Below are 26,605 nucleotides of genomic sequence, written 5' to 3' on the forward strand. Positions count from 1 at the left end.
GTGGTGATACAGACGATTCAAACCGCCCAAGGGTGCCAAGTTAAAGGCCCCCAGGCAAGCTTGACTAGGGTTCGCGCTCACCTTCACGCGCCTGACGCACCTGCTGCAGCTGGCCATCGATCAGTGCCTTGGCCATGCCGGCCAGATAGAACGTGGCCTGCATCATCACCTTGCGGTCGGCTGGCCTGTCGATGGCCTTGCGGGTAATTTCAGTGATGCAGCCCATGATGCCCGAGGCCTCCATCAGTGCGGTCCTCATTGGCAGCTGCGGTTTCATCTGCACCAGTTCGGCATCGGCGTTGCCAAACCGGCTCGCTGCAGGCACGACATTGATCTTGCTGCTTTTCGGGGTGTCGTTGTCCATGTCCATTCCTCGGGGTTATGAGCATCCCCAGCCTAGGACGCCACCTCCCCCATCACAATGACCAGCAGGATGGAAAGAACCACTTTCGGAAATGGACTACACGAACCCCATGAAATGGGCGCTCTGCCACCGATCAGCCCCTTGACCGGCACCTGCCAGTGTCGGACGATCAACCTCCCCCACACCAGGACGAACACCATGCTACGGATACTGGGCAGAGCTTCTTCCATCAATGTGCGAAAAGTCCTGTGGGCCTGCGCCGAATTCGAGGTCGCATTCGAGCGCGAAGACTGGGGCGCTGGCTTCAAGGCCACTGACAGCGCGGAGTTCCTGGCATTGAACCCCAACGCCATGATCCCGGTGATCCAGGATGGCGACTTCACCTTGTGGGAGTCCAACAGCATCATCCGCTACCTGGCCAACCGCTACGGTGCCACCGCGTTCTACCCCGACGATGCCCAGGCGCGGGCCAGGATCGACCAGTGGATCGACTGGCAGGCCTCGGACCTGAACCGCTCGTGGAGCTACGCATTCATGTCACTGGTCAGGCACTCCCCCTCCCACCAGGACCCGCAAGCACTGGCCGCCGGTTGCGCCGAATGGTCGCGCTACATGCATATCCTCGACCGCCAACTGGCCAGCACCGGTGCCTACGTAGCCGGCAGCCAGTTCACCCTGGCCGATATCCCTATCGGCCTCTCGGTCAATCGCTGGTTCGAAACGCCGTTCGAGCACCCGCACCTGCCAGCGGTGCGCGATTATTACGAACGCCTGAGCGAACGCCCGGCCTATCACCTGCACGGCCGTAACGGTACGCCGTAACGTACAACACTGGTTTCACTGCCGGGCATTGGGTAATAATGCGAGTCATTACCATTAGTGCGCGAACACGGAAGAGTGGCATGCCCGGCAGCAGACACCCCATCGAGCATCTTTACGTCGAGCACCACGGCTGGCTGCAAGGCTGGCTGCGCCATCGGCTGAACAGTGCAGCGGATGCTGCCGACCTTGCCCACGACACCTTTGTCCGGGTACTGCAAAGGCGCCAGGCAAAGGCGCTGTTGGAGCCACGTGCCTATTTGCGCACGATCGCCCGCGGGCTGGTCATCGACCTGTGGCGCCATCGCGACATCGAGCGGGCCTGGCTGGAGACGCTGGCGCAGCTGCCCGAGGCCCAAGTGCCATCACCGGAGACCAGTGCCCTGGCCATCGAGGCACTGGTGGCCATCGACCGGCTGCTTGACGCGCTGCCCGCACGCACACGCACCATCTTCCTGCTGGCACAACTGGATGGCATGCCCTGCCCGCGCATTGCCGAACAGCTGGGGGTGTCGCTGTCCACCGTGGAACGAGACCTCAGCAAAGCCTTGCGCCATTGCTATCAGCTTGTCTTCGAAAGCACGCCATGAGCACCAGCACACTGCCGGCGCTACCCGGCGCAACAGTAGACCAGGCCATCGAATGGTCGATCCGTCTCACCTACAACCGGCCCGACCCTGCTACCCGGGCGGCCTTCCAGGCCTGGCTGGCGGATGACGAAACCCACCGGCTGGCCTGGGCGCGCATGCAGAGCCTGAGCGGGCACTTTGCCGGTGTGCCGAGCGGGCTGGCGCGCCAGGCGCTGGAAAAACTGCCTGAAGCCCGCCTGCAACGGCGCCAGGTGCTGAAACTGCTGGCGCTGTTCGCGGCAGTCGGCACCACCGCCTGGGGGAGCCGCGAAACCGCGCCTTGGCAGCGGCTGATGGCCGACTACAGCACCCGTGTCGGCGAACATCAGCGCTGGACCCTGGCTGATGGTAGCCAGTTGGAGCTAAATACCGACAGCGCCGTACGTGTGTATTTCGATGCCCGGCACCGGCGCATCGAACTGCTGCGCGGCGAGCTGTACCTGGTCAGTGGTGCCGACAGTGCCAGCCTGCAACAGCGCCCATTGCAGGTCACCACCACCTTTGCCACGTTCACCGCCCACGGCAGCCGCTGCAACATACGTCAGTACGCCGACGCCTGCCGCCTGGGCGTTGCCGAAGGCACCGTGAACATACAGCCACGCTCGGGTACCGATGCCGTTGCCCAACCCGGAGAAACCTGGCGGGTAACCCGTGACAACGCGCTGCGCCTGCCCGGCAACGCCGAAGACGCCGCCGCCTGGCGCGACGGCCTGCTGACCGCGAGGGCGATGCCGCTGGCCGAACTGCTTGACGAGCTCGGCCGTTATCGCAACGGCTACCTTGGCTGCGACCCACAGGTTGCGAAACGTACTATCAGCGGTAATTTCAACCTCACCGACACCGACGCCACCCTGGCCTTCATCGCCCAGACCCACGGCTTGCGCGTACAGGCAATGACGCGTTACTGGGTGCGCCTGAGCGCCTGAAACAACCCGGCAAAAAAAGTGCTCGCCGGGTGAAGGGGTTTGCAATCTCGCCCGGCATACACAGCAGAACACTCAAATTGCCAACGAGAACCCCACGTGACCCGACCCGCCCCCTTGCGCCTCGCCATCCGCCAAGCCCTGTTCTGCACCAGCCTTGGCCTGGCTACGCTGCCCTTGGCCCATGCCACCGACAGCGCCAGCACCGCCACCCGCTACGACCTGGCCATCCCGGCCGGTTCGCTGGATGCAGCCCTGATTGCCCTCAGCCGCAGCACCGGCCTGAACATTGCCTTTACCCCGGGTGACCTGGCCGGCAAATACAGCGCCGGGCTGCGCGGCAGTTTCAGCAGCCAACAAGCCCTGCAGCAGTTACTGGTCGGCAGCGGCCTGCAAGCCATGCCGCAGGACAGCGGCTACCGCCTGATCCCGGCCAGCGAACCGCTGCCATTGGGTGCTGTGGCACTGGACCCGACCAACGTGACCGGCACTGCCAACCTCGGCGAGCAGACCGAGAACACCGGTTCCTACACCACAGGCGCCATCAGCACAGGCGGCAAGACACCACGCAGCCTGCGCGAAACCCCGCAGTCGGTGAGTGTTATGACCCACCAGCGCATGGATGACCAGCACCTCACCAGCCTGACCCAGGTGCTGGACCAGACCACCGGCATCACCGTGGTCGGCGGCAACGACACGAAAAACCAGATTTACTCGCGTGGCTTCGTCATCCGCAGTATCCAGACCGACGGCGGCGCACCGATGCTGCGCAACGAAGCCTTCGACACCCTGCCCGACATGACCGCGTACGACCACGTCGAGGTTTTACGTGGCTCCGATGGTTTGTTCGGCGGCACTGGCGACCCGGGCGGCAGCATCAACCTGGTGCGCAAGCGCGCCTTGCCGTTCAACCAGCTGAGCATCAGCCAGTCGGCCGGCAGCTGGGACAACTACCGCTCCGAAGTCGACCTGACTGGCCCGCTGGGGTTCGACGGTGCACTTCGCGGCCGCGTGGCGATGTCGTTCGAGGACAAGAAATACTTCTACGACAATGCCGACAGCGAGAAGCACGTGATCTTCGGCACCCTGGAGGCAGACCTGAGCCCGGCCACCCTGGTGAGCATCGGCGGCACCTATGAATGGCGAGACATGGACGGTTACTGGGACCGGGGCCTGGTGCGCTACAAGGACGGCACCGAAATCGGCACCTCGCGCAGCCGCTCGCTGGCCGCCGACTGGTCCGCGAACAACTACAAGCGCACCGAGTACTTCGCCAAGGTCGAGCACGCGCTGGACGACAATTGGAAGCTCAAGGCCAGCTACACCAAAAGCAAGTTCGATTCGACCCAGGACATTGGCGAAGTGAGCGCCGCCGTCGACCCGAACACCAACCAGACCACTTTCAAGCGTTTCATCCGCGGTTACAACAACCAGCAGGACTTGTTCGATGCCAACCTGTCCGGCACCTTCGAAGCCTTTGGCCTGACCCACGAACTGCTGGTCGGCGCCGACTATGAAGAAGTGATGCGCAGCTACTCCGACGACAGCGACCTGTCGCAAGTAAGCGACATCAACGTGCCCTTCGACATCACCACAGGTGACGCCGGCGCCATGCCCAAGCCGCGCACACCCCCCAGCTACTACTACAATCCCGACTGGAACCAGCGCAAATCCGGTGCATATGCCACCTTCAAGGCGCAGCTTGCCGAGCCACTGCACCTGACCTTGGGCGCACGCTACTCCGACTACCGTGACAACACCCGCACCGTGGTCCCGGTCTTCAACAATGCCGACACCCGGGTCAAGGAAAGCAACCGCGGCGTCATCACCCCGTTTGGCGCGCTGGTGCTCGACCTGAACCGGCAGTGGTCGCTGTACACCAGCTATGCCGAGATCTTCCAGCCGCAAACCGCCTTCAAGTCCCCCAGCAGCCAGCCACTGGAGCCGATCGAGGGCGAAACCTACGAGTTCGGTACCAAAGGCGAGTTGCTCGATGGGCGCCTCAACCTGTCCAGCGCGCTTTACTACACCAAGCGTCTGAACGAAGCGGTGAGCACGGGCCAAGGTTTCTACAGCGCCTCTGGCGAGGTGATCAGCAAGGGTATCGACAGCGAGATTTCCGGTGAGCTGGCCCCCGGTTGGCAAGCCATGGCCGGCTACACCTTCAACATCAACAGGCAACGTGTTGCCGGCAATGCCGCCAACAACGGCACGCCGATGAGCACGCAAACACCCAAGCACCTGTTCAAGTTCTTTACCACCTACCAGCTGCCCGGCGAGTTCGAGCGCTGGAAGGTCGGCCTGGGTGCCACCATCCAGAGCGACAGCTACAAGAGTGGCTTCATCCAGCGCCGCCTGCCCGACGGTGGGCTCAGCCAGCAAGACCCGTATGCGTTCCGCCAGGCCGGTTATGCGGTGTGGAACGGCTTGGTCGAGTACCGCATCGATGAACACTGGACGGCCACGCTGAATGGCAACAACCTCTTCGACAAGACCTACTACCAGACCGTGGATGCCAGCGACACCGGCAACTGGTACGGCGCGCCGCGCAACTACATGCTGACCTTGCGCGGCAAGTTCTGAGGTGTGTCGAGGGGTTCCACCTGCAAGATCCCGGGGCTGCTTTGCAGCCCTATCGCGACACAAGGCCGCTCCCACAACAGATCGCATTCCCCTGTAGGAGCGGCCTTGTGCCGCGATAGGGGCGCACAGCGCCCCCGGCGATCTCGGCTTGTTACACCACAACCTGCCCCGCCGCTGCCACCACCCGCCCACGCCAGGCAAACAGCAACACCATCACCAACCCCAGCGCCGCCATCGCCGCGCCCGCCAGGGAAATCGCCGGGTAGCCCAAACCTGCGTTGATCACTGCGCCACCCAGCGCCGCGCCAATCGCATTGCCCAGGTTGAATGCACCAATGTTCACCGCCGATGCCAGGTTGGGCGCATCCTTGGCTGCCTCCATCACCCGCATCTGCAGTGGCGGCACCAGTGCAAAGCTGGCCGCGCCCCAGACCAGGATCGCCAAGGCCGTCGGCAGTGGCCAGTCCAGCACCAGCGGGAACACCAGCAGCACGCCAATCAACAACGCCAACGACAAGATCAGCGTGCGGTCGATCGAGCGGTCTGCCGCCTTGCCGCCCCACACGTTGCCCAAGGTCAGGCCCACACCGAACAACACCAGCATGGCTGTCACGAAGGTGGTGGACGCCGCCGCCTCGCTCCGCAGGATCGGCGCAATGTAGGTGAACACCGTAAACATCGCACTGGAACCCACCACCGTCAGCAGCAACGCCGCCAGTACGGGGCCGCGGCCCAGCACCCGGATTTCGGCCATGGCCCCGTCACCTTTGGGCGACGGCACATTGGGCAGCGCGTACCAGAGCGTGGTCATCGCCACCAGGCCAAGCCCGGCAATACCCCAGAATGCCGTGCGCCAACCCAGCATTTCACCAAACCAGGTCGCCAGCGGCACGCCGCCAATCGTGGCCAGGGTCAAGCCCATGAACATTGCCGCCACCGCCCCGGCGCGCTTCTCCGGCGGTACCACGCTGGCCGCGACAATCGAGCCGATGCCAAAGAAGGCACCGTGGTTGAGCGAGGTGACCACACGGGCCACCAGCAGGCTGGTGTAATCGCTGGCCAGGGCCGACATCAGGTTACCCAGTGTGAAAATGGCCATCAGCCCGATCAGCAAATAACGCCGCGGGATCTTCACCGTGGCCAGGGTCATCAGCGGTGCGCCGATCAGCACGCCAATGGCATAGGCACTGACCAGCAGCCCGGCAGCGGGGATGGAGACGCCAAGGTCAGTGGCGATACTGGGCAACATGCCCATGGGGGCGAACTCGGTGACACCGATGCCAAAGGCACCGATGGCAAGTGCGACGAGAGGTGGATTGATACGCATGGCAAGCTCCTTATCTATGCCGCAAATGCTACGATCCATTTCAAAAGCGCACTAGACTGCTTTTTTGCCAACCACCTTTGCGCACGAGGCACAAATGGACTTCAGTGGAAGATCCGGCGAGATGGAGATATTTGCCAGGGTGGCGCAAGAAGGCAGCCTGTCGGCCGCCGCGCGGGCACTGAACCTGACGCCTTCTGCGGTCAGCCGCATCATCGCCCGCACCGAACAGCGCCTGGGCACCCGCCTGCTGCTACGCACCACCCGGGCGATCACCCTCACCCCCGAGGGTGAGGCGTACCTGCGCGGTGCACGGCGGGTGCTGGCCGACATGCTCGAAGTGGAAGAAGCCATCACCGACCAGGGCGTGCCGCGCGGGCGCTTGCGGGTAAGCGCTGCGCTGGGCCATGCCCGGCTGACCGTGGTACCGCTGCTGGCGGCCTTCAGCGCACGTTACCCGCAAGTGCTGGTTGACCTTACCCTCAGTGACGAAGTGGCCGACATTCTCGGCGGCCAGGCCGACGTGGCATTGCGTTTCGGGCACCTGCCGGACAGTTCATTGAGCGCCCGCGCCATTGGTGAAACCGGCCAGGTGGTGGTTGCCTCGCCCGAGTACCTGCAACGCTGCGGCACCCCGCTTGAGCCTGAAGACCTGGCCCGGCATAACTGCCTGCGCTTCAACTTCCGCCGTGCCGCGCCCGACTGGCCGTTTCGCCGCGACGGGCAGGCATTCTCGTTGAAGGTGACGGGCAATATCGAATGCAGCAGCGGCGAAGCCTTGGCGCAACTGGCCAGGATCGGTGCCGGCGTGGCGCGCATCGGTACCTTCACGGTGGTCGACGACCTGGCCAGCGGACGGCTGGTGCCATTGCTGGAGGCGTACAACCCTGACGACCGCGAGCCGATCCATGCGGTGTTCGTCGGTGGCCAGGCGATGCCGGCGCGGGTGCGGGTGTTTGTGGATTTTCTGGTAGAGCACCTGTCTGACGGCCTGCGCAATCCCTTGTAATCGGTGGACTCGTCCCCGGCGAGGCATCACAGCGCCACGGTGGCATTCTAAGAATCCAACGGCAGCGCGGGCGAGACGGGCGAAGCCAGTGCCATCCACCGCGCGGCCTGCTTCGCGGGCATGCCCGCTCCCACAATGCTCAGGCATCGCTTCATCGAACTGGCTGTGGTTGGGTACAATGCACACTTTCTCTCAATACCACGCAAAGGACCGCCCATGCTTTACGTCGTCATGCTCGGAGGCCGCCACCCCGGCGCCAAGATCGAAGTCCACGACGTGGTATTCGCCCAGGCCGACACCTTCGAACAGGCTTACCCGCAGCTGCGCCAGGCCTGGTTCGGTAGCGCGAAAGGCTTGCACATCGATTCGTGGCTGGAAGTGCACGGCGTGGACGGCCAACGGATCGAACTGCGCCCGGACGCCCCCGCCCGCGGCGCACTGCATCTGTACTTCATCAACCTCGGCGGTTACGAACGCGATGTGTTCGGCGAGGCGCACCGCTACCTTCTGGTTGCCGCCCACAACAAGACCGAAGCCAAGGCCCTCGGCAAGCAGCGCATGCAGGCACACTGGCTGAAGCCGCACACCGACGCTTTGCTCGATGTCGACGACTGCCTGGCAATCGACCAAGTGGGCGGGCAGTTCGTGCACCTGGTCGAAGGGGCGCATGAGCCGGTGGTGGTGCGCAGCGACTACATCCTGATCTGACGTTGATGCGCGCAGTTGGGTTATCTTCGACGCTTCACTGTACCGCCAGGGCCAGACCACCATGCGCATTGTCATTCCCGACGACTACCAGGATGTGATCCGCACGCTCGACTGCTTCGGCAAGCTGAGCGGGCACGCTGTCAGCGTGCTTCATGAGCGCCAGCCGGCCACGCTGGAGCAACTTGCAGCACGCTTTGCCGATGCCGACGCACTGGTACTCACCCGCGAACGTACCCGCATCGACGCCGCCTTGCTCGACCGCCTGCCCAACCTCAAGCTGATCAGCCAGACCGGCAAGGTGTCCAGCCACCTGGACCTGGCTGCCTGCACCGCACGCGGCATTGCGGTGACCGAGGGGCGCGGCTCGCCGGTGGCGCCTGCAGAACTTGCCTGGGCGCTGATCCTCAATGCCCGCCGGCAACTGGTGCCGGCCATCGATGCTTTGCGCCAAGGCCAATGGCAGGTCAATCTGGGCCAGGCGCTGGCCGGCCAGCTGCTGGGTATTTGGGGCTACGGCAAGATCGGCCAGCGTCTGGCGCGTTATGCCCAGGCGTTCGACATGCCTGTGCTGGTGTGGGGCAGCGACAGCAGCCGCGCCGCAGCCCAAGCCGATGGCCATCGCGCTGCTGCCTCGCGTGAGGCATTCTTTGCCGAAGCGGATATTGTCAGCCTGAACCTGCGCCTGTCCGACCAGACACGCCACGGGGTGACCTTCGACGACCTGTCCAACATGAAGCCCGACGCCTTGCTGGTGAACGTCAGCCGCGCAGAACTGATTGCCCCAGGGGCATTGCTACAGGCACTGGATGCTGGGCGGCCGGGTTTCGCGGCGGTGGATGTGTATGAGGAGGAGCCGCTGCTCGACCCGGCCCATCCGCTGCTGCGCCACCCACGCGTACTCAGTACGCCGCACCTGGGGTACGTGGAGAAGAACGGCTACGAGCTGTACTTTGGCGATGCTTTCGACAACGTGGTGGCGTTTTTCGAAGGAAAGCCAAAGAACGTTGCCAACCCTGAGGCCCTGGCAGCTCGACGCTGAGCCCTGCGGGAGCCACTGCCGTGTTCAAAATGTCAGAGTTCGCGCGATCACTGTGGGCGCGGGCATGCCTGCGAACACCGGCGAAGCCGATGCCATCCACCGCGCTGGATTCTTCGCGGGCACGCAGGCTGCCAAAGGCACCGTGCAGGCCTGAAGTTTGCCTTTAAGTTGCGTTCAACCGAACAGGTTCAGCCCCAGCGCAAACACAGCCACCGCCAACGCCACCAGCGGCACTGCATTGCGCTCCAGATACACCGCCCAGCCCGTCCCGCACACCTGCTGCAATTGCAGCTCGCATTCACGCTGGCGCTCCACCAGGCTGGCCAAATGCGTCTCGACGCTATCCACGCGCTGAGCCTGGGTGCTGGTCGCCAGCGCAAGCCTCTTCAAAGCCGTCGTCACCGTGGTAGACAGCGCTTCCCGTGCCAGGTTGCTGGCGGCCAGCTGCTCCTGGTACTGCTCAAGGCTCTTGCGGATTACCCCTTCCTTTTGCACGCGGGCCAAGGTACTTGCCACCAGCTTGCGGTTCTGCACCTCGGCACTGGCCTGCAGCGCGGCCATTTCGATTTCATGCTGGCCTTGCACACTTGCCAGACGCTCCACCTCTTGCCTGCACAAGGCATGACCATCGGCCAGCGCCAGCAGTTCGTCGAGCTGTTGCCTGAGTTCGCGCAACACTCTCAGTGGACCCTGCAGGTCGCCATCCGGGGTCGCGACGTCTGCGTTCAAACGTTCTATTTCGCCCGCCAACGCATCGTTGAGGCCACGCAGTACCTTGTTATCGGAAGTAGCGTCCAGATTGCCAAGGGCGGTCTCGATCACCCTGTCCACAATCGGCTTTGCGAGCGGGGTCAGAATGCCGTGTTCGTATAGCTGGTTCATCAATTCCTATCCGGATACAGCTGTAAGGGGCGGAAAGCTATCAAATTGGCATCACTGGATCCACTGATGAACGAGAGATTTGAGTGGTTGATCAGGTAACGGGGAGGTCTGCAATGCGTGGCCGCGTGCAGTACAGGCACCTGCCCTGCGGCCCCGTTACGTGCCGTTGCCCAAGCTTCAATCAAGGTTCAGCCAAGGCTTCAGTTCGGCCCGGTTCGCCAGCACCAGCTGCTGCGCTTCGGGCCTTGCATCATGCATGTTGGGGTTCACCCCGAAGCGCTTCACCACATACTTGACCAATGCCTGGGAGCTGCCCACCACCAACTGCCCGTCGGTCATGCCGTAGTCCACCTCGATGATGGCCCGCTGCGCGGGTGTCAGGCGTTCGTCCGGCTTGAAGATCACATCGACCGGTGTGTTCCATTCCACGTCCTGTTCGATACCATTCTCGGTCTGCTCTTCGTGCACATCTGGCACACCACGGAAACGGCTGAGTACAAAGTCGCGGTACATGCGGTTCTTTTCGCAATAGGCCCGCACATGCCAGCGCATGCCGGTGTACACCAGCGTATGCGGGGCGATGATGCGTCCCTCGAGTTCGGGGGTGTTGAACGACACGTAGTCGATGTCCAGGCGGCGCTTTTCGCGGCAGGCCTTGAGCAACGGCCGCAGGACCTCGGGTTTGACCGAGCGGTCGGGCACCTTCAGCACTTCGGTGTGGGCATAGGCCAAGGCCAGGCCTTCGATATGTGGGGCGCGTTCGTTGTTCTGGTTGAGCAGGTCGAGGTAGGCGCTGGCGCTGTCGTCGATGAACAGCGGCTTGAACTGTCGGGTCGGGACATAGCCTTTGATCTGCTTGTCGTAGACCAGGTTTTTCGACGCGTAGTCATTGATGTAGGTGTTGATGTCCTTCGACGCCTGCTGGCGGCTGATGCCGAAACTCTGGATCAGGTGATTGGTGGTCAGCCGACCTTCCCACCAGACCACCGTCTCGATCAACCGGTAGCGCAAGGCCAGGTCCCAGCGGGTTTGCTCCATGCGTTGCGTGCGTTTCATGTCGGCTCCTGTAGGGTGGCAGCAAGCACCTTGATAGATGACGTGTCGCCTGATCATACATATCCATCCGTTTGCACATCAAGCCTGACAGATATGTAAAGTAAACAGGCATATGCTGACAGAATCGTTCATCGCCGCTGTGATACAGCGCGATTGCAGCCAAGGGCTTGTCTAGCGCAGCGTCGCCGGCACCCATGATATCAAATGGCCTTCAACACTCATCCTACCCTGCCCGCAAGCAGCCCGCCGGATATGCACCATTGCTTTACCTGTACAAGTCTCCATTATCGACATGTAGCCTTTATGGACATATCGTTTCGCTTACCGGCAAACTGCCACTACCCAAGGAAGCGTCACATGGAAGCTATCGAAATCTCTCTGCTGGGCGTCTGCGGTATCACCCTGCTGCTGGTGTGTCTGCAGCACGCTCGCCAAGGCGAGATGTGGGACCTGCTGCAAGGGGACCGCGAGCTGGAGCGCTCCGCTCGCATCCATAAGCAGGAAAACCGCGAGCTGCAGTCCGCGCTGCGTGCAGAGCGCGAGCATGTGAGCCAGTTGCAGCGCCAGGTTCAGGTGCTGCTCGGACTGGTGCCGGAGGCCTGAGGGCTTTCGTCACCGCGCAGGCGTACACTTGCCATCAGCACAGGCTCAGGAGTTGCTCAATGCCCTACCCCATCGAACAGAAACTGGTCATTGGCGTTGCCTCAAGTGCGCTGTTCGACCTCACGGTCTCGGACGACATCTACAAGACCCAAGGCGTCGAGGCGTACCGCCATCACCAGCAGCAGAACCTGGACGAGCCATTCCCCAAAGGCGTGGCGTTCCCGTTCATTCGCCGCTTCCTGAGTATCAACCAGGCCTTCCCCGAGCAACTGCCGGTAGAGGTGGTGCTGCTCTCGCGCAACTCCCCGGAAACCGGCCTGCGGGTGTTTCGTTCGATCAACCATTATCAGTTGGACATCACCCGCGCGGCGTTCATGTCGGGCCGCTCGCCCTACGAGTACATCCCGGCATTCAACGCCTCGCTGTTCCTCAGTGCCAATGAGGAAGACGTGCAGAAAGCCATCGACGCCAACTACCCGGCCGGGCGGGTGCTGCCGACGCGCATCTACGATGACGAGATCGACACCGAATTGCGCGTAGCCTTCGACTTCGATGGCGTGATTGCCGACGACGAGGCGGAGAGCGTGTACAAGCGCAACGACAACCTGGATGACTTTCAGGAGCACGAGCGTGTACACAAGGGCATTCCGCATTCGCCAGGGCCGCTGGCGGACCTGTACCGCAAGCTTTCGCTGATACGCATGCTGGAGGACCGCAAGCTGGCCGAGAACCCGGACTACAAGCGGATCTTGCGCATTGCAATTGTCACGGCGCGCAATGCGCCTTCACATGAGCGGGTGGTGACGACGTTGAAGGACTGGGGCGTATCGCCGGACGAGTGCTTCTTTCTCGGCGGCATGGAGAAGCCCAGGGTGTTGTCGATTCTGAAGCCGCATGTGTTCTTCGACGACCAGCGCAGCCACTTGCAGTCGCCGGCGGGGGATTTGCCGATGGTGCATGTGCCGTTCGGGGTGGCGAACAGGGGGCGTTCAACGACGCTCTCCCCGCTCGACACGCCTGTGCAGGAGCAGGACGACACCGGCGTTGCCGGTGCCATCCAGCCTGTCTAGCGAGCAACTTCCTCGACCGGGGCATTGGTGGTCGGGCGGCTACGCTGCCCCAGCAACGCACGCGCCGCCAATGCCGCCACCACCAAGCCAGGGGACGCCGCCAGCAGCAGGCCACCTACTCCCGCACCCGCCGCCAGGATCTGCCCTGCGGCCAACGGGCCGGCCATCGAGCCCAGGCGCCCTACCGCCACAGAAGCCCCCACGCCGGTCGCGCGCACCTGGGTCGCATACAACGTCGGCGCAAGCGCATACAGCACCAACTGCCCACCAATGGCGCAATAGCCCGCAGTAAACCCGGCCAGCAACATCAGGCCAAAAGTGCTCGACAACCCCAAGCCCGCCAGCGAGACAAGCATGCCGGCATAAGCGATGAACACGGCCCGCCCGGCGAAGCCCCGGTCCATCATTCGCCCGGTGAGGAACGAACCTGCAGCGCCGCCCAGGTTGAACAGAATCTGTACCGCGCCCGCCTGTGGCCGGCTGTAGCCTTGCCCAATCAACAGAGACGGCAACCAGTTGAGCAGCATGTACAGCACAGTAAGCGTGAAGAAGCACGCCACCCACAGCAACAAGGTGCGGCTTGCCTGGCCCGGCCCGAACAATTGGCCCAGCATGCCGTTGCCGGCTGCGCTGGCCGCGGGCTGGGCACGGAACGCCTGGGACTCCTTCAGCCATACCATCAGCACGAAGGCAATCGCGATGGGGGCGATACCACCCACGTAGAACACCGTCCGCCAGCCTTCGCCCAGCCCGGCCATGCCGATGACCGACGCGATCGCCCCGCCCAGGGGCACGCCGCAGTAAGTCAGGCTCACCGCCGTGCTGCGCAGGCGCTCTGGTGCGGCCTCGCTGGCCAGGGCAATCAGGATCGGCAAGGCGGCCCCCAACCCCAACCCGGTCATCAGGCGTGCGATCAGCAGCGTGGTGTACGTATCAGCGTGGGCGGTACCCAGGGAGAAGCCGCCGAACAACAGTACTGCCACGATCAGGATGGCCTTGCGGCCCAGCCGGTCGGCCAGCCAGCCCCCAATAAACGCACCGGGCAGCAGCCCCAGCAGCCCGGCACTGAACACCCAGCCAAGCATGGCCGGGGTCAGCGCGAATTCCTTGGCCATGTGCGGCGCTGCTACCCCGGTGGCCTGAAGGTCCAGCCCCTCCAGCAGCGCCACCAGAAAACACAGGCCGATCGTAAGTACCGGCTTGCTTGAAGATGAGGATGAATGACTCATGTGTGGCCCCTTTTGTTGTTATGGGTCGGGAAGTCAAAGCCTGAACGTGGCACGCAAGGAAACGAACGACGAGTCTTCGCCGCCGGCTTCCTTGATGGCAGCACCGACGTCGTAGTACTTCATGTCGAGATCCAGTGTGAGGTTGGGTGTCGCCAGCCATCGGGTGTTGGCACGGTAGATGGTGCCCACATGCCGACCGGTGCCACGGGTGTTGGCCAGCAGGCTCATGCCAGGCATGTACACGCCATCTTCTTCGCGCTGCTTCCACACCTCGAGCACACCTTGTTCGAAGCGCACCGTGCGCCAGGGCGAGAAGCCGAACGTGGGCCCGACCACGATCACGTTGCTCAAGGTGGTCAGGCTGGCCTCACCGTAAACGCCGTTACGCGGGAACAGCGGGTCGAAGGTGCCGACCTTGCCGTCGCCCAGGTCACTGTCACCGCTGGCGGCGTCGACACGCATGCCCAGGCGTGGCTGCCAAGGGTGGTCGAAGGTGTAGCCGCTGTCGCTCGACACCGCCCAGGCACGGATCGAAGCGCCGCCCAGGTGGCCACCCTGCCCGGCCAGGTTCCAGCTCCAGTCCAAGGCCTGATAGCGGCCGAACAGGCGGGTGCCGTAGGTGTAGCGTTGCTCATCCCCCGTCTCGCCAGCCAGGCTGCGGTCGTCGGTTTCGAGGCCGAACGCAAACAGGTCCATGTTCCACACGGCCGTCAGCGGCAAGGTGCCGTACAGGCCGTAGAACTTCACCGCATTGTTGCTGCCGTCGTCCCAACTGTCTTCGCCTGTTTTCAGCGGCCTGACAGCGAAGGCATCGAGCTTGCGCCCGTCCTTGAGGTTGAGGCTGGCACGCACGCCATCGAAGCTCAGGCGCAGGTTAGGGACATCCCGGTAGGTGACGAACACCTGGTCACCAAAGGCCATCTCCTGGCGCCCGACCCGCGTGGTATAGCGCCCTGCGGCAAAGTCGTGGTTGAAGTCGATGAATGCCTGGCGGATTTCATTCCGGCCTTCGTCATTGGGTGAGTACAGGTCTTTGCCGAACGCCCGGGTGTTCTCTACCTGCACGAAGGTACGCAGGGCATCATCGAACAGGTGCAGGTCGGCATGGGCTTGCAACCGTTGCAACAGATAGGAATCGTCTTTCAGGCCACGCAAGCCGAAGAAGGGCTGGTTCAGCGCATCGGCGCGGTAACGCGCCTCGGCCCCCAGTTGCAGCCAGGCCGACTCGGACAAGCGATGGTAGCGCAGCCCGTCGAACGGGTCGCTGGCCTTGGCGGGGTCATCCAGAAAACGGTAGTCCTCGACCCAGCGCGGAGCGCCGGGCCGGCCTGGCCGGCTGTCTTCAAGCGGGCTGGCCGCTTGCACGTACTGGCACAGCGAAAGCAGCACAACGGGCACCAACGCCCGGTTCAACGGCCTCGTCATCAGAATTTCCCTTTACTTGTTTTTATAAAATTGGATAACTCTGTTAACGATTATTTTTGTTAATCATATTGCCGTCAATAGCCAATCGACGCCCGCAAGAGGCACGCGCCATTCTGCGTTCGCTGATCGAACACAAATGCGCACAAGGGCTGCGACAAGGCGCCATTGGTGGCTAGTATTTGTCCTGCGCGGCTTCTGACCCGCCGTCTTACGTGCAAAAACCCTCATTAAAACAACAAGAGCATCTACATGAACTGCCTCAAACCCCTTGCCGCCCTCGGCCTGCTCATGCTCGGCGCCAGCCAGGTCATGGCTGCGCAAACAGTTAAGCAACCAAACATTCTGCTGATCGTCGCCGATGACCTCGGCTTTTCCGACCTGTCCGCCCTGGGCAGCGAGATCCAGACCCCGCACCTGGACAAGCTGCTGGCCGACGGCCGCCTGATGCTGGACTTTCATGCCGCGCCCAGTTGCTCCCCCACCCGGGCAATGCTGATGTCGGGCAATGACCCGCACATTGCCGGGCTGGGCATGATGGCCGAAGCACGCAAGCGCCTGCCGGCCGGCGCCGAAGTGCGTGCGGGCTACGAAGGCGTGCTCGGTGCCAACGTCGCCACCCTGGCCGAACTGCTGCACGATGCCGGGTACCGCACCTACATCTCCGGCAAATGGCACCTGGGCATGCAGCCCGCGCAGCAGCCGCAAAACCGCGGCTTCGACCAGGCCTACGTGCTGCTGGAAGGGGGCGCTGCGCACTTCAAGCAAGCCAACATGGACTTGCAGTCGAACTACAGCGCAACGTTCCAGCACAACGGCAAACCCGTCGAACTGCCCGACAACTTCTACTCCAGCACCTGGTTCACAGACCGCCTGATTTCCGCCATCGACGAAGGCAAGGCCAGCCAGAAACCCTTCTTCGCCTTCGCCGCCTACACCGCGCCACACTGGCCCTTGCAGGCGCCTGAAAAATACCTTGCGCAGTACCGCGGCCGCTACGATCAGGGCTACGAGGCCATTGCCCACGAACGCCTGGAGCGCCAGCGCAAGGCCGGCCTGGTGCCGGCGGACTTCCCGCGGCAAGCGCAACTGGAGGGTGTGCCGAGCTGGGCGTCACTGACCGTTGAGCAGCAACGCCAGTCAGCGCGCACCATGGAGGTGTACGCGGCCATGGTCGCCGCACTGGATGCCGAAGTCGGTCGGCTGGTAGATCACCTGCGCAAGGCCGGCGAGCTGGATAACACGCTGATCCTGTTCATGTCCGACAACGGGCCGGAAAACGCTACCCGCGTCGACCCGAACTGGATCAGGCAGCATTTCGACAACAACCTGGACAACTACGGCAAACGTGACTCGTTCCTGATGATCGGCGCGGCCTGGGCCCAAGTCAGCGCCCTGCCCAGCCGCCGCTACAAGATGACTACCTACCAGGGCGGCATCCGCGTGCCCGCCTTTGTCTATTACCCGGCGACGATCAAGCCCGGGCGCAGCGAAGAACTGGCCAGTGTCAGGGACATCATGCCAACCCTGCTGCAACTGGCGGGTGCCCCCATGCCCGGCATCAAGTACCGGGAACGCGATATCGTGCCGCCGCAAGGCACGTCGGCGTTGGGCTACCTGCAGGGTCAGGACACGCGAATTCACGCCGAGGACGAAGCCCTGGGCTGGGAAATCAACGGCAGCGCCTCGCTGCGCAAAGGCCCGATGAAACTGCTGTGGGATGCCACCGATGGCAAGCCAGCCTGGCACCTGTACGACCTGGGCAAAGACCCCGGTGAGCACCACGACATCGCTGCCGATCACCCCGAGCAGGTCGCCAGCATGCTGCGCGACTGGAAAGCGTATGCGCAGCGCAGCAATATCGCTATCGACGCTGATGGCCGCCCTGCAAGCCCTGCCAAACCGGCCACCCCGGCCGTGGCCAGCAAGCCATGATTGCCCGAGTAGCCAGCTGCGCACTGGTGGCCGCCGGCCTGCTCGCCTTGGGCTACAGCGCCTGGCCAGAAGCCCCGGCGCCGGTGCTGCTGTGCAACGGCTACAGTGGCCTGCCCGCAGCGCGCCAGGGCGCCTGGCGTGACGGCATGGTGCGCCTGCCAGGCGGCATGTTCAGCTTTGGCTCGGACCGTTTCTACGACGAAGAAGGCCCGCCACAGGCGGCAAGCGTGTCGGGCTTCCGGATCGATGTGCATCCGGTCACCAACGCCCAGTTTGCACGTTTCGTAGCCGCTACCGGTTACCTCACCCATGCCGAACGGGGCATCCGCTTCAAGGACGACCCTACCCTCCCCGAGCACCTGCGCGTGCCTGGCGCAATGGTGTTCCAGCAAGGGCCGGATGTACTCAACCCGGGCTGGCAGTTCGTGCCGGGGGCCAGTTGGCGGCACCCTCAGGGCCTTGGCAGCAGCGTGGCGGGGCTGGAAAACCACCCGGTGGTGCAGGTGGCGCTTGAGGATGCCCAGGCGTATGCACACTGGGCCGGGCGCACGCTACCCACCGAGGCCCAGCTGGAATACGCCATGCGCGGTGGCTTGCAGGATGCCGACTTCAGCTGGGGCAAAACGGAACTGCCCAAAGGCCGGATCATGGCCAATACCTGGCAGGGCCAGTTTCCTTATCACAACGCGGCAGCCGACGGTTTCACCGGCACCTCACCGGTGGGTTGCTTCCCGGCCAACCGCTTTGGCCTGTTCGATGCAGGGGGAAATGTGTGGGAACTGACCCGAACGGGCTATCGTCCTGGCCACGACCCACAGCGTGACGCCGCCCTCGACCCGCCAGGCCCCACCCTGGACCAAAGCTTCGACCCCGCCGAACCTGGGGTGAAAGTGGCCGTGATCAAGGGCGGCTCGCACCTGTGCTCGGCAGACCGGTGCATGCGCTACCGGCCCTCGGCGCGGCAACCGCAGCCGGTGTTCATGGCGACCTCGCACGTGGGGTTCAGAACGGTTCGTGAATAAACGGCAAAGGTGATGCGGCCGCTTCAATGGCCGCCACCTGCCGGTCGAAATCGGGCAGCAGGTAGTCGAAGAAGTAACGGGCACTTTCCTGCTTTTCCAGGCGCTGCGGCGCGTCTACAGGCAGCGCCTGAATGCAGCGGCACGTGCGGGCCCAGGCATAGGCCTGCAAGGCTGTGCCGCACAGTTGCAGGAAGTCGCCCGCAGCCCGGTACGGGTACTCGGGGTCATCTGCTGCGCTGAGCTGCACCTTGGCAAGCACCCCTTCCAGTGTGTCGCAAACCCTGCGCAGCGCATCACCCTCCTCGCCGACGCCAGTTTCCTGCCGCAACTCGACCAGCAGCAGCGCAAAGCCTTCGCCCCCATCACCCAGCACCTTCCGCAGCAGCAAGTCGTTGGCCTGCACTTCATTGGTGCCTTCGTAGATCATCGCAATGCGGCTGTCGCGCAGCGTTTGCTCGATGGCGAACTCGCAGGTGTAGCCATAGCCGCCGAACACCTGCAGCGCCTTGCTGGCCAGGTTGAAACCGAGGTCGGTGAACACGGCCTTGATGATGGGCGTCAACAGCGCTGCCAGCTTCGAGGCCTTGGCCCGTTGTGCGAGGTCAGCTGATGCATCGGCAATATCCAGCCAGTGGGCTGCCCAGTAGCCCAGGGCCCGCATGCCTTCGGTGCGCACACGCAGCTCCAGCAAGATGCGGCGCATGGCAGGGTGCAGGTGAATGGGGTCGGCAGCGCCCTTGGGCTGCCCCGGTGCATTCATCTGCCGGCGCTCCAACGCGTACTCCCTGGCGTACTGCCAAGCCGCCTGCGCATGCGCCAGCCCCTGCAGGCCGACATGCAGCCTGGCCGAGTTCATCATCACGAACATCGCGGCCAGGCCTCCGTGCGCCTGCCCCACCAGCCAGCCGCTGGCCCCTTCGAAATGCAGCGCGCAGGTCGCGCTGCCGCGAATGCCCAGCTTGTGCTCAAGGCCATCGCAGTGCACGGCATTGCGCTGGCCATCGTCCAGCCATTTGGGCACCAGCAGCAGCGACAAACCACGGCTGCCCGCCGGCGCGTCCGTTAGCCGCGCCAGCACCAGATGCACGATGTCGTGTGTCAGGTCGTGGTCGCCGCCAGAAATGAACAACTTGTTGCCGGTAACGGCGTAGCGGCCGTCGCCCATGGGTTCGGCGCGACAACGCAGCAAGCCGAGGTCACTGCCGGCCTGAGGCTCGGTCAGGCACATGGTCGGCAGGGTCTCGCCGCTGACGATGCCCGGCAGATAGCGCGCCTGCAGTTCGTCAGACGCATGGGCTTTCAGGCACAGGTAGGCGCCATGGGCGATGCCGGTGTACATGGCCCAGGCGTGATTGCTGGCGAACAGCATCTCCTGCAAGGCAGCGTCCAGCACCATCGGCAGCCCTTGCCCGCCGAGTTCAGGGGCACAGGCCAGCGCCGGCCAGCCACCCTCGACATAGGCACGATAGGCCGCCGCAAAACCCTCCGGCGTGCGTACATTACCGCCGTCCAGGCGGCAGCCTTGGCGATCGCCCGGTGCATTCAGCGGGGCCAGCACCTGTTCACTGAACCGGGCGGCCTCTTCCAGCACCTGAGTGGCCAGGTCGAGATCCATATCTGCATAGGGAGGCATTGCCTGCCAGGCCTGCTCGGCCCGCAGCCAGTGTTGCAGCACAAATTGCATATCCGCCAATGGCGCCTTCCAGGGCATGGGCTACCTCGCGTTCAAGCCGTGAATTGTGGGTTTTCGATCAGCAGCGCCATGCCTTGGCCACCGCCGATGCAGGCGGCGGCGATCCCGTAGCGCAGGCCGTCCCGGCGCAGTTGCCGAGCCAGGGTGTGCACCAGCCGCAGGCCGGTGGCGGCCAAGGGGTGGCCCAGGGCGATGGCACCACCATGAACGTTGAGCTTTTCCACATCGAGCCGCAGCGCCCGGGCCACGGCCAGCACCTGGGCAGCCTGGGCCTCGTTGATTTCGAAACGGTCGATCTGCTCCAGGCGCAGGCCGCTGCGCTCCAGCAGCAACGCGATGGCCGGGGCAGGTCCAATGCCCATGGTGTGCGGTGATACGCCAACGGCCGTAGCCATCAGCAAGCGCGCCAACGGCAGCCGGGTACAGGCTGAGTAGCGCCCCACCACAGCTGCGGCAGCGCCATCAACTACTGCACAACTGTTGCCCGCCGTTTGTACGCCGTCACGGTGCACGGCACGCAGCCGGGCCAACGCTGCAGCATCAGTCGTCCGTGGGTGGCTGTCCCGGCTGATTTCGCTTACGCCACGGGGCAGCTCGATCCCGCGTGGCAAGCACCCTTCAACGTCGAATGTCTCAGCCGTAACACCGACAATTTCCTCATCGAACCAGCCCTGCTGCTGGGCGCGCAAAGCGCGCTGGTGGCTGCGCAAGGCCCAGGCATCCACGCATTCACGGTGCAGGCCGTACTCACGCGCCAGGTTGTCGGCAGTACCGATCATATCCACGCCGGCAGCGGGGTCGTACAGCGCTTCCCAGAGGAAGTCCTTGAAGCCGACCGGCGCACCCAGCCGAAAGCCGTTTCGGTGTTCGTAGGCCGCAATCGGGTTGCGCGACATCGACTCGGCGCCCACGCACAGCACCTGCTGCGCGCCACTGCGCAGCTGCTCGCCGGCCTGGCGCAACAGTTCAAGGCCGGTGCCGCAGATACGTTGCACCGCCAGCGCCGGGACGGCCTGCGGCACGCCGCAGTACAAGCCCACATGGCGCGGCAGGAAGTAGGCATCGAAACTGGCCTGGGCCATGCTGCCGGCGAGCACGCTGTCCACCGCCTGCGGGGCGATACCTGCCCGAGCCAGCACCGCACGCCCGGCCTTGATCCCCAGGTCGATGGGCGACACAGCGGACAGTGCGCCGCCCAGGTCTACCCAGGGGGTGCGCACCATGTCCACAATGGCTGCGTCATCGAACGCTGTACACAGGCCGGCACTGCTCATGACCGACCCTGTGCGTGCAGTTGAGTCAGACCTTCACCGCGGTACAGCGCGTCTACCTGCGCGGCCCGCCGCTGCAGCACCGCACGCTGGTTGATCGAACCCTTGTCGGTGATTTCGCCCGCGTCGATCGACGGCGGCTCTTCGAGCAGCGCCAGCCACTCGATGCGGCTGGCGTTGCCCTGGGCGTCACGGTTCAGGCGCGCAAGCCAGGCGGCAAACCAGTTGCGTACCGTTTCGCTGCCCAGCACCTCTGCATCACTGGCATCGGCCGCCAGGCCAGCAAGTGCCCGGCACTCGGGCAAACGCGGGAACACCAGCACCCCAAGGCACTCGCGGTCCGGCGCGGTTACCACGATGTCCTGCACATAGGGCGAGCCTTCCAGCACCGCTCGGTTACGCAGCGGGCCGACACTGACGAATACCCCGGACGACAGCTTGAAGTCCTCGGCGATACGGCCATCGAACATCAGGCCCTGCTCGGGCTGCTGCAGGTCGGCCAGCTTCAGCGCATCGCCCGAGCAGTAGAAGCCCTCCTCGTCAAAGGCCTCGGCGGTTTGCTGCGGCGAACGCCAGTACCCCGGCATGATGTGCGGGCCACGGAAACGCGCCTCCAGCTTGCCGGCCTGGGGCACCAGCTTCACTTCGCATCCCGGCGCCGGCAGCCCCACATAACCGGCCATCGACAACGGCCCGGTGGTGAAGGTGCAGGACGGCGCCGCTTCGGTCATGCCCAGGCCAGCCATCATGCGGATACGCTCGCCACAGTGCTGCTCAGCGATGCGGTCCAGGCGGTCCCACACGCTTTGCGACAGGCCCGCGGCGGCGAAGAAAAACAGCTTGATGCGGGCGAAGAACACCTCACGCAACTGGGCGTCCTGTTCCAGTGCCTTGGCCAGTTCTTCCCAGCCCTTGGGCACGGTCAGGTAGGCCGTTGGCGAGATTTCGCTCAGGTTGCGCAAGGTTTCGCCGAAGCCTTGCGGGGTGGGTTTGCCGGCATCCAGATAGAAGCTGCCACCGTTGTACAGCACGATGCCAAGGTTGTGGCTGCCGCCAAATGTGTGGTTCCAGGGCAGCCAGTCCACCAGCACCGGCGGCTCTTCAGCGAACACCGGGAAGGTTTGCAGCAGCATCTGCTGGTTGGCGCAGAGCATGCGCTGGGTAGTGATCACCGCCTTGGGCAGTTTGGTGGAGCCCGACGTGAAGAGGAACTTGGCGATGGTGTCGGGCCCGGTGGCGGCAAACGCTGCATCGCCAGCAGCGGTGTCGCAGGGTTGCAGCAGGCTGTCGAAGCTCAAGTGCCCACGCCCCGGCGCTTCGCCGCGCATGCTGACCACGGGTACCGACGCATCAAGCACGGCATCGAAGGCGCGCAAAAACGGCTGAGTATCGGTGGTGAACACCAGCCCGGGGGTCAACACCTGGCACACATGCCGCAGCTTGGCAAAGTCCTGCGACAGCAGCGCATAGGCCGGCGATACCGGGCAATACGGGATGCCGGCATACATGGCACCCAGTGCTATCTGCAGATGCTCGATGTCATTGCCGGAAAACAGCGCCAGCGGCCGCTCGGCGCTCAGGCCAAATCCCAGCAGGTGGGTTGCGATGGTGCGCACCTGGCTGAGCATTTGCGCATAGGTGATCTCGCGCCAGGCGCCGTCAGGCTCACGCGCGGCAATAAAAACTGTATCGGGGCGCATCTGTGCCCAGTGCAGCAGCCGGTCGAGCAAACGCGCAGGCAGCGGCGCCAGGGGCTCGACCGGCTGCATGCGCAGGATGCCGTCGGCTTCACTGACCTGCACCTGAGGGTGCCCGATGGACACCTGCCGGTAGGGCGGGCATTGGCCAGGGTCGGACGACCGTAAGCGGGCTTCGGTATTCACGCAGGTTGCTCCTTGTTCTTGTTTTACATCCGCCGCCGCCCGGCGCTGCCGGTGGCGGCCAATCGCGTGTTGCTCAGATGGGATAATGCCGCGGGCCATGCTGCAGGGTGACCCAGCGCAACTGGGTGAACTGGTCGACGGCCGTGCGGCTGCCGAAGCTGCCGTAGCCACTCGACTTGACCCCGCCAAATGGCATCTGCGCCTCGTCGTGCACGGTCGGGCCATTGATATGGCAAATGCCCGACTCCACCCGTTGGGCCAGGGCCAGCGCACGGCTGGTGTCGCGACTGAAGATGGCCGACGACAGGCCGAATTCGGAGTCGTTGGCCAGTTTCAGCAAGGCCTCGTCACCCTCAGCGCGCAACACCACCGCCACCGGCCCGAAGGACTCCTCGCGGTACAGGCGCATACTGCTGTCGACGTGGTCGAGCAGGGTCGGCTGCAGGATGCTGCCATCCAGCTGGCCACCGCACACCAGGCGTGCGCCCTTGGCCACCGCATCATCGATCAAGGCTTTGATGCGCTCACCGGCCGCGCCGCTGACCAGCGAGCCGAGCACTGACGTGCTGGCCTGTGGATCGCCGGCGCGCAACCCGGCCACCTTCACCGCCAGCTTGTCGACGAAGGCGTCGGCGATGCGGCTGTCCACAACCAGCCGCTCCGTGGACATGCAGATCTGCCCCTGGTTGAAGTAGGCACCAAACGCCGCGGCTTCGACGGTAGCGTCAAGGTCGGCGTCGTCCAGTACCATCAACGGGGCTTTGCCACCCAACTCCAGCAAAGCGGGTTTGAGGTGCCGGGCGGCCAGCTCACCGACAATGCGCCCGACGTGGGTAGAACCGGTGAAATTCACGCGGCGTACGGCCGGGTTGGCGATCAGCCGCTCGACGATGGCCGGTGCGTCTTCCGGGGCATTGCTGATCACGTTGACCACACCGTCGCCAAGGCCTGCATCGTGCAGCACCTGGCCGATCAGGCGGTGCACGGCCGGGCTCAGCTCCGAGGCCTTGAGCACCACCGTGTTGCCGCACGCCAGCGGCATGGCGATGGCGCGGGTGGCGAGGATGACCGGGGCGTTCCACGGCGCGATGCCCAGCACCACGCCACAGGGCGCACGCAGGGCCATGGCGAAACTGCCGGGCACATCCGAGGGGATCACTTCGCCGGTAATCTGCGTAGTCATCGAGGCGGCTTCGCGCAGCATGTTGGCGGCCAGCTTCACATTGAAGCCATACCAGTTGGCCATGGCCCCGGTTTCACCCGCCACCGCGATAAATTCGTTTGCCCGCGCCTGCAGCAGGTCTGCGCCGGCCAGCAAACGGCTGCGGCGCTCGCCCGGCGCCAAAGCGGCCCAGGCCGGGAACGCTGCACTGGCAGCAGCTACCGCCGCATCGGCATCTGCCAGCGTGGCGGCGGCAGCTTGCGACACCCCCTCACCAGTGACCGGGTTGCGGCGTTCGAAGGTACGTCCATCGCTGGCGGGGCACGACCGCCCGCCTATCAGCAAAGGCACCTGCAACATGCTTATTCCTCTTGTTGTACTTATAGGGAATATCCGCAGGCTGTGGCTGGTGATGGCCCAGCCTGCTCGAACTCAGCGCTTGTAGGCCTGCAGGCCCGGCTTGATGCTCTTGTCATCCAGAAATTGCTTCATGCCCTGCTCGCGCCCACCTTCGGTGTCCAGCAGGCGCGACTGGTCGAGCTTGGCGTACAGATAGTCTTCGTTCTGCTCCCAGGTCAGTTCGCGGCAGCGCTTGAAACCGTTCTTGGCCGCACGCAGCACAACCGGGTTCTTTTCCAGCAGGTTGAGCGCCAGTTCGCGGGTGACGTCGCGCAATTGCGCCAGCGGCACGCTTTCGTTAACCAGCCCCATCTCGGCAGCTTTAGGCCCGCCGAACGTCTTGCCGGTCATGATGTAGTACAGCGACTGGCGGTGGCCAACGGTATCGGCCATGGCTTTGCTGACCAGGTTGCCCGGCGGGATGCCCCAGTTGATTTCCGACAGGCCAAAGGTGGCCTCGTCGGCACAGATGGCCAGGTCGCAGGCCACCAGCGGGCTGAAGCCGCCGCCAAAGCACCAGCCGTTGACCATGGCGATAGTCGGCTTGGCGTACATGCGCAACAGCCTCCATTGCCATTGCGAGGCATCGCGGCGGATTTTTTCCTGGAGGATTTCCGGGCCGGCGTCCACCTCACGGAAGTATTCCTTCAGGTCCATGCCTGCCGTCCACGATTCACCCGCGCCGGTCAGCACGAGCACGCCGGCTTCGCCGTCCTGTTCCAGGGTTTCCAGCACGTCGACCATTTCCCGGTTCAGCGTGGGGCTCATGGCATTGCGCTTTTCCGGGCGGTTAAGGGTGACCCAGGCAATGCCCGACTCCAGTTCGACCTTCACGGTAGCCCAGCGGCCTTCGTATTTGCTCATGGTTCTGCACTCTTGTTGTTCGAGGTGGTGAACACCAAGCTAAGCGAGCAAATTAGTTATGTCAATTAACTATTATGAAAATTATCTTTCCTGTGGAGCCTGTGTGCCGGTTGTTTCCCAGTCACTCCCCTAGCCGGATGGCGCCAAGGCAGGCAGACTGGGTAACTTTCTTATCCATGAGCCAGGAGCCTGTACCCAAATGGCAAGGTCTGCCCGCACTACCGAAACCGCTTCCATGCCCGCTGCAGCTGCGGATGGGGTGCTTGAAGACTTGATCGGTTACGCCCTGCGCCGCGCCCAATTGAAACTGTTTCAGAACCTTATTGGCAGGCTCTCGGCGCACGACCTGCGCCCGGCGCAGTTCTCGGCACTGGCGGTGATCGAGCAGAACCCTGGGCTGATGCAGGCAGACCTGGCGCGGTCGCTGGCGATCGAGCCACCGCAGGTAGTGCCCCTGTTGAACAAGCTGGAAGAAAGGGCCCTGGCCGTGCGCGTGCGGTGCAAGCCGGACAAGCGGTCTTACGGAATCTTCTTGAGCAAGGCGGGAGAAGCGCTGCTCAAGGAACTGAAGCAGATCGCCAAGGACAGCGACCGCGAGGCGACCTCGGCGCTGGATGATGAGGAGCGGGACCAGTTGTTGCGGTTGTTGACCAAGATTTACCTGGAGTGACGCTCAGGCGCAGGGGTGCAAACCGGGGACAGCTAGCCCCCTGCGT

Annotated in this window: 23 protein-coding genes; 12 read left to right on the forward strand and 11 right to left on the reverse strand. The window is 63.8% G+C overall.

Annotation, left to right across the window (positions count from 1 at the left end; translation table 11 throughout):
* Positions 1-64: 64 nt before the first annotated feature.
* On the reverse strand, positions 65-364 hold the full coding sequence (locus MRBLPB4O_RS17085; RefSeq protein WP_341796023.1) for a DUF3077 domain-containing protein: 300 nt from the start codon (positions 362-364) through the stop codon (positions 65-67).
* A 198-nt stretch (positions 365-562) separates the two neighbouring features.
* Between MRBLPB4O_RS17085 and MRBLPB4O_RS17090 the strand changes: the two genes are divergently transcribed.
* The 4 genes from MRBLPB4O_RS17090 (at position 563) to MRBLPB4O_RS17105 (ending at position 5,318) form a co-directional block, all read left to right on the forward strand.
* Positions 563-1,186 (forward strand): glutathione S-transferase, encoded by a 624-nt coding sequence (locus MRBLPB4O_RS17090; protein ID WP_341796024.1) that lies wholly within the window; start codon positions 563-565, stop codon positions 1,184-1,186.
* An 80-nt stretch (positions 1,187-1,266) separates the two neighbouring features.
* On the forward strand, positions 1,267-1,773 hold the full coding sequence (locus MRBLPB4O_RS17095; protein WP_341796025.1) for a sigma-70 family RNA polymerase sigma factor: 507 nt from the start codon (positions 1,267-1,269) through the stop codon (positions 1,771-1,773).
* Positions 1,770-2,738 carry a FecR family protein gene (locus tag MRBLPB4O_RS17100; RefSeq protein ID WP_341796026.1) on the forward strand — a complete coding sequence of 323 codons (969 nt, stop codon included), beginning with the start codon at positions 1,770-1,772 and terminating at the stop codon, positions 2,736-2,738. The genes MRBLPB4O_RS17095 and MRBLPB4O_RS17100 overlap by 4 nt, the downstream gene beginning before the upstream one ends.
* Positions 2,739-2,834: 96 nt before the next feature.
* Positions 2,835-5,318 (forward strand): TonB-dependent siderophore receptor, encoded by a 2,484-nt coding sequence (locus MRBLPB4O_RS17105; RefSeq protein ID WP_341796027.1) that lies wholly within the window; start codon positions 2,835-2,837, stop codon positions 5,316-5,318.
* A 151-nt stretch (positions 5,319-5,469) separates the two neighbouring features.
* On the opposite strand, the gene MRBLPB4O_RS17110 is transcribed toward MRBLPB4O_RS17105, so the two are convergent.
* Positions 5,470-6,645, reverse strand: coding sequence for an MFS transporter (locus MRBLPB4O_RS17110; protein ID WP_341796028.1), 1,176 nt, complete (start codon positions 6,643-6,645; stop codon positions 5,470-5,472).
* A 94-nt stretch (positions 6,646-6,739) separates the two neighbouring features.
* Between MRBLPB4O_RS17110 and MRBLPB4O_RS17115 the strand changes: the two genes are divergently transcribed.
* The 3 genes from MRBLPB4O_RS17115 (at position 6,740) to MRBLPB4O_RS17125 (ending at position 9,398) form a co-directional block, all read left to right on the forward strand.
* Positions 6,740-7,651, forward strand: a complete 912-nt coding sequence (locus MRBLPB4O_RS17115) for a LysR family transcriptional regulator (protein WP_341796029.1) — start codon at positions 6,740-6,742, stop codon at positions 7,649-7,651.
* 216 nt (positions 7,652-7,867) lie between these two features.
* Positions 7,868-8,359, forward strand: coding sequence for a DUF1543 domain-containing protein (locus MRBLPB4O_RS17120; RefSeq protein WP_063426858.1), 492 nt, complete (start codon positions 7,868-7,870; stop codon positions 8,357-8,359).
* A 61-nt stretch (positions 8,360-8,420) separates the two neighbouring features.
* Positions 8,421-9,398: a D-2-hydroxyacid dehydrogenase family protein gene (locus MRBLPB4O_RS17125; protein WP_341796030.1), complete on the forward strand. Its 978-nt coding sequence runs from the start codon at positions 8,421-8,423 to the stop codon at positions 9,396-9,398.
* Positions 9,399-9,572: 174 nt separating this feature from the next.
* On the opposite strand, the gene MRBLPB4O_RS17130 is transcribed toward MRBLPB4O_RS17125, so the two are convergent.
* Together MRBLPB4O_RS17130 and MRBLPB4O_RS17135 are read right to left on the reverse strand one after the other, a co-directional pair.
* A complete protein-coding gene (locus MRBLPB4O_RS17130) occupies positions 9,573-9,959 on the reverse strand; it encodes a hypothetical protein (RefSeq protein ID WP_341798902.1) in 387 nt (128 codons plus the stop codon).
* 498 nt (positions 9,960-10,457) lie between these two features.
* On the reverse strand, positions 10,458-11,336 hold the full coding sequence (locus MRBLPB4O_RS17135) for a WYL domain-containing protein (protein ID WP_341796031.1): 879 nt from the start codon (positions 11,334-11,336) through the stop codon (positions 10,458-10,460).
* A 357-nt stretch (positions 11,337-11,693) separates the two neighbouring features.
* Between MRBLPB4O_RS17135 and MRBLPB4O_RS17140 the strand changes: the two genes are divergently transcribed.
* A complete protein-coding gene (locus tag MRBLPB4O_RS17140) occupies positions 11,694-11,939 on the forward strand; it encodes a hypothetical protein (protein ID WP_016499054.1) in 246 nt (81 codons plus the stop codon).
* 59 nt (positions 11,940-11,998) lie between these two features.
* Entirely contained in the window at positions 11,999-13,009 is a 1,011-nt protein-coding gene (locus tag MRBLPB4O_RS17145; RefSeq protein WP_341796032.1) for a 5'-nucleotidase, read from the forward strand.
* Here the strand turns inward: MRBLPB4O_RS17145 and mhpT are convergent.
* Entirely contained in the window at positions 13,006-14,238 is a 1,233-nt protein-coding gene (gene mhpT, locus MRBLPB4O_RS17150; protein ID WP_341796033.1) for a 3-(3-hydroxy-phenyl)propionate transporter MhpT, read from the reverse strand. The two genes, MRBLPB4O_RS17145 and mhpT, sit on opposite strands and share 4 nt — an antisense overlap.
* A gap of 33 nt (positions 14,239-14,271) precedes the next feature.
* On the reverse strand, positions 14,272-15,663 hold the full coding sequence (locus MRBLPB4O_RS17155) for an alginate export family protein (protein ID WP_156859853.1): 1,392 nt from the start codon (positions 15,661-15,663) through the stop codon (positions 14,272-14,274).
* A 249-nt stretch (positions 15,664-15,912) separates the two neighbouring features.
* Here MRBLPB4O_RS17155 and MRBLPB4O_RS17160 point away from each other — a divergent pair, with 249 nt between their 5' ends.
* Positions 15,913-17,595 carry an arylsulfatase gene (locus MRBLPB4O_RS17160; protein WP_341796034.1) on the forward strand — a complete coding sequence of 561 codons (1,683 nt, stop codon included), beginning with the start codon at positions 15,913-15,915 and terminating at the stop codon, positions 17,593-17,595.
* On the forward strand, positions 17,592-18,617 hold the full coding sequence (locus MRBLPB4O_RS17165; RefSeq protein WP_341796035.1) for a formylglycine-generating enzyme family protein: 1,026 nt from the start codon (positions 17,592-17,594) through the stop codon (positions 18,615-18,617). Before MRBLPB4O_RS17160 ends, MRBLPB4O_RS17165 begins: the two co-directional genes overlap by 4 nt.
* Here MRBLPB4O_RS17165 and MRBLPB4O_RS17170 read toward each other — a convergent pair.
* From MRBLPB4O_RS17170 to MRBLPB4O_RS17190, 5 genes are all read right to left on the reverse strand, one after another.
* A complete protein-coding gene (locus MRBLPB4O_RS17170; RefSeq protein ID WP_341796036.1) occupies positions 18,598-20,328 on the reverse strand; it encodes an acyl-CoA dehydrogenase in 1,731 nt (576 codons plus the stop codon). The two genes, MRBLPB4O_RS17165 and MRBLPB4O_RS17170, sit on opposite strands and share 20 nt — an antisense overlap.
* Positions 20,329-20,342: 14 nt before the next feature.
* Positions 20,343-21,584 (reverse strand): thiolase family protein, encoded by a 1,242-nt coding sequence (locus MRBLPB4O_RS17175; RefSeq protein WP_341796037.1) that lies wholly within the window; start codon positions 21,582-21,584, stop codon positions 20,343-20,345.
* Positions 21,581-23,464, reverse strand: coding sequence for a feruloyl-CoA synthase (locus MRBLPB4O_RS17180; RefSeq protein ID WP_341796038.1), 1,884 nt, complete (start codon positions 23,462-23,464; stop codon positions 21,581-21,583). The genes MRBLPB4O_RS17175 and MRBLPB4O_RS17180 overlap by 4 nt, the downstream gene beginning before the upstream one ends.
* Before the next feature lie 73 nt (positions 23,465-23,537).
* Positions 23,538-24,986 carry an aldehyde dehydrogenase gene (locus tag MRBLPB4O_RS17185; protein WP_341796039.1) on the reverse strand — a complete coding sequence of 483 codons (1,449 nt, stop codon included), beginning with the start codon at positions 24,984-24,986 and terminating at the stop codon, positions 23,538-23,540.
* 72 nt (positions 24,987-25,058) lie between these two features.
* Positions 25,059-25,889: a p-hydroxycinnamoyl CoA hydratase/lyase gene (locus MRBLPB4O_RS17190; protein WP_043199667.1), complete on the reverse strand. Its 831-nt coding sequence runs from the start codon at positions 25,887-25,889 to the stop codon at positions 25,059-25,061.
* A gap of 235 nt (positions 25,890-26,124) precedes the next feature.
* Between MRBLPB4O_RS17190 and MRBLPB4O_RS17195 the strand changes: the two genes are divergently transcribed.
* On the forward strand, positions 26,125-26,559 hold the full coding sequence (locus tag MRBLPB4O_RS17195) for a MarR family transcriptional regulator (RefSeq protein WP_085988660.1): 435 nt from the start codon (positions 26,125-26,127) through the stop codon (positions 26,557-26,559).
* Positions 26,560-26,605: the final 46 nt, after the last annotated feature.

The organism is Pseudomonas sp. LPB4.O, assembly GCF_038383825.1.
GTDB classification, from domain to species: domain Bacteria; phylum Pseudomonadota; class Gammaproteobacteria; order Pseudomonadales; family Pseudomonadaceae; genus Aquipseudomonas; species Aquipseudomonas putida.

Excerpts from the sequence above, each read along its gene's own strand:
- MRBLPB4O_RS17115 (WP_341796029.1), top strand. The coding sequence starts at position 6,740 with ATGGACTTCAGTGGAAGATCCGGCGAGATGGAGATATTTGCCAGGGTG.
- MRBLPB4O_RS17085 (WP_341796023.1), bottom strand. The coding sequence starts at position 364 with ATGGACAACGACACCCCGAAAAGCAGCAAGATCAATGTCGTGCCTGCA.
- MRBLPB4O_RS17170 (WP_341796036.1), bottom strand. The coding sequence starts at position 20,328 with ATGCCCTGGAAGGCGCCATTGGCGGATATGCAATTTGTGCTGCAACAC.
- MRBLPB4O_RS17125 (WP_341796030.1), top strand. The coding sequence starts at position 8,421 with ATGCGCATTGTCATTCCCGACGACTACCAGGATGTGATCCGCACGCTC.
- MRBLPB4O_RS17095 (WP_341796025.1), top strand. The coding sequence starts at position 1,267 with ATGCCCGGCAGCAGACACCCCATCGAGCATCTTTACGTCGAGCACCAC.
- MRBLPB4O_RS17090 (WP_341796024.1), top strand. The coding sequence starts at position 563 with ATGCTACGGATACTGGGCAGAGCTTCTTCCATCAATGTGCGAAAAGTC.
- MRBLPB4O_RS17185 (WP_341796039.1), bottom strand. The coding sequence starts at position 24,986 with ATGTTGCAGGTGCCTTTGCTGATAGGCGGGCGGTCGTGCCCCGCCAGC.
- MRBLPB4O_RS17110 (WP_341796028.1), bottom strand. The coding sequence starts at position 6,645 with ATGCGTATCAATCCACCTCTCGTCGCACTTGCCATCGGTGCCTTTGGC.
- MRBLPB4O_RS17190 (WP_043199667.1), bottom strand. The coding sequence starts at position 25,889 with ATGAGCAAATACGAAGGCCGCTGGGCTACCGTGAAGGTCGAACTGGAG.
- MRBLPB4O_RS17130 (WP_341798902.1), bottom strand. The coding sequence starts at position 9,959 with ATGGCCGCGCTGCAGGCCAGTGCCGAGGTGCAGAACCGCAAGCTGGTG.
- MRBLPB4O_RS17195 (WP_085988660.1), top strand. The coding sequence starts at position 26,125 with ATGCCCGCTGCAGCTGCGGATGGGGTGCTTGAAGACTTGATCGGTTAC.
- MRBLPB4O_RS17135 (WP_341796031.1), bottom strand. The coding sequence starts at position 11,336 with ATGAAACGCACGCAACGCATGGAGCAAACCCGCTGGGACCTGGCCTTG.
- MRBLPB4O_RS17145 (WP_341796032.1), top strand. The coding sequence starts at position 11,999 with ATGCCCTACCCCATCGAACAGAAACTGGTCATTGGCGTTGCCTCAAGT.
- MRBLPB4O_RS17120 (WP_063426858.1), top strand. The coding sequence starts at position 7,868 with ATGCTTTACGTCGTCATGCTCGGAGGCCGCCACCCCGGCGCCAAGATC.
- mhpT (WP_341796033.1), bottom strand. The coding sequence starts at position 14,238 with ATGAGTCATTCATCCTCATCTTCAAGCAAGCCGGTACTTACGATCGGC.
- MRBLPB4O_RS17140 (WP_016499054.1), top strand. The coding sequence starts at position 11,694 with ATGGAAGCTATCGAAATCTCTCTGCTGGGCGTCTGCGGTATCACCCTG.
- MRBLPB4O_RS17165 (WP_341796035.1), top strand. The coding sequence starts at position 17,592 with ATGATTGCCCGAGTAGCCAGCTGCGCACTGGTGGCCGCCGGCCTGCTC.
- MRBLPB4O_RS17155 (WP_156859853.1), bottom strand. The coding sequence starts at position 15,663 with ATGACGAGGCCGTTGAACCGGGCGTTGGTGCCCGTTGTGCTGCTTTCG.
- MRBLPB4O_RS17175 (WP_341796037.1), bottom strand. The coding sequence starts at position 21,584 with ATGAGCAGTGCCGGCCTGTGTACAGCGTTCGATGACGCAGCCATTGTG.
- MRBLPB4O_RS17100 (WP_341796026.1), top strand. The coding sequence starts at position 1,770 with ATGAGCACCAGCACACTGCCGGCGCTACCCGGCGCAACAGTAGACCAG.
- MRBLPB4O_RS17160 (WP_341796034.1), top strand. The coding sequence starts at position 15,913 with ATGAACTGCCTCAAACCCCTTGCCGCCCTCGGCCTGCTCATGCTCGGC.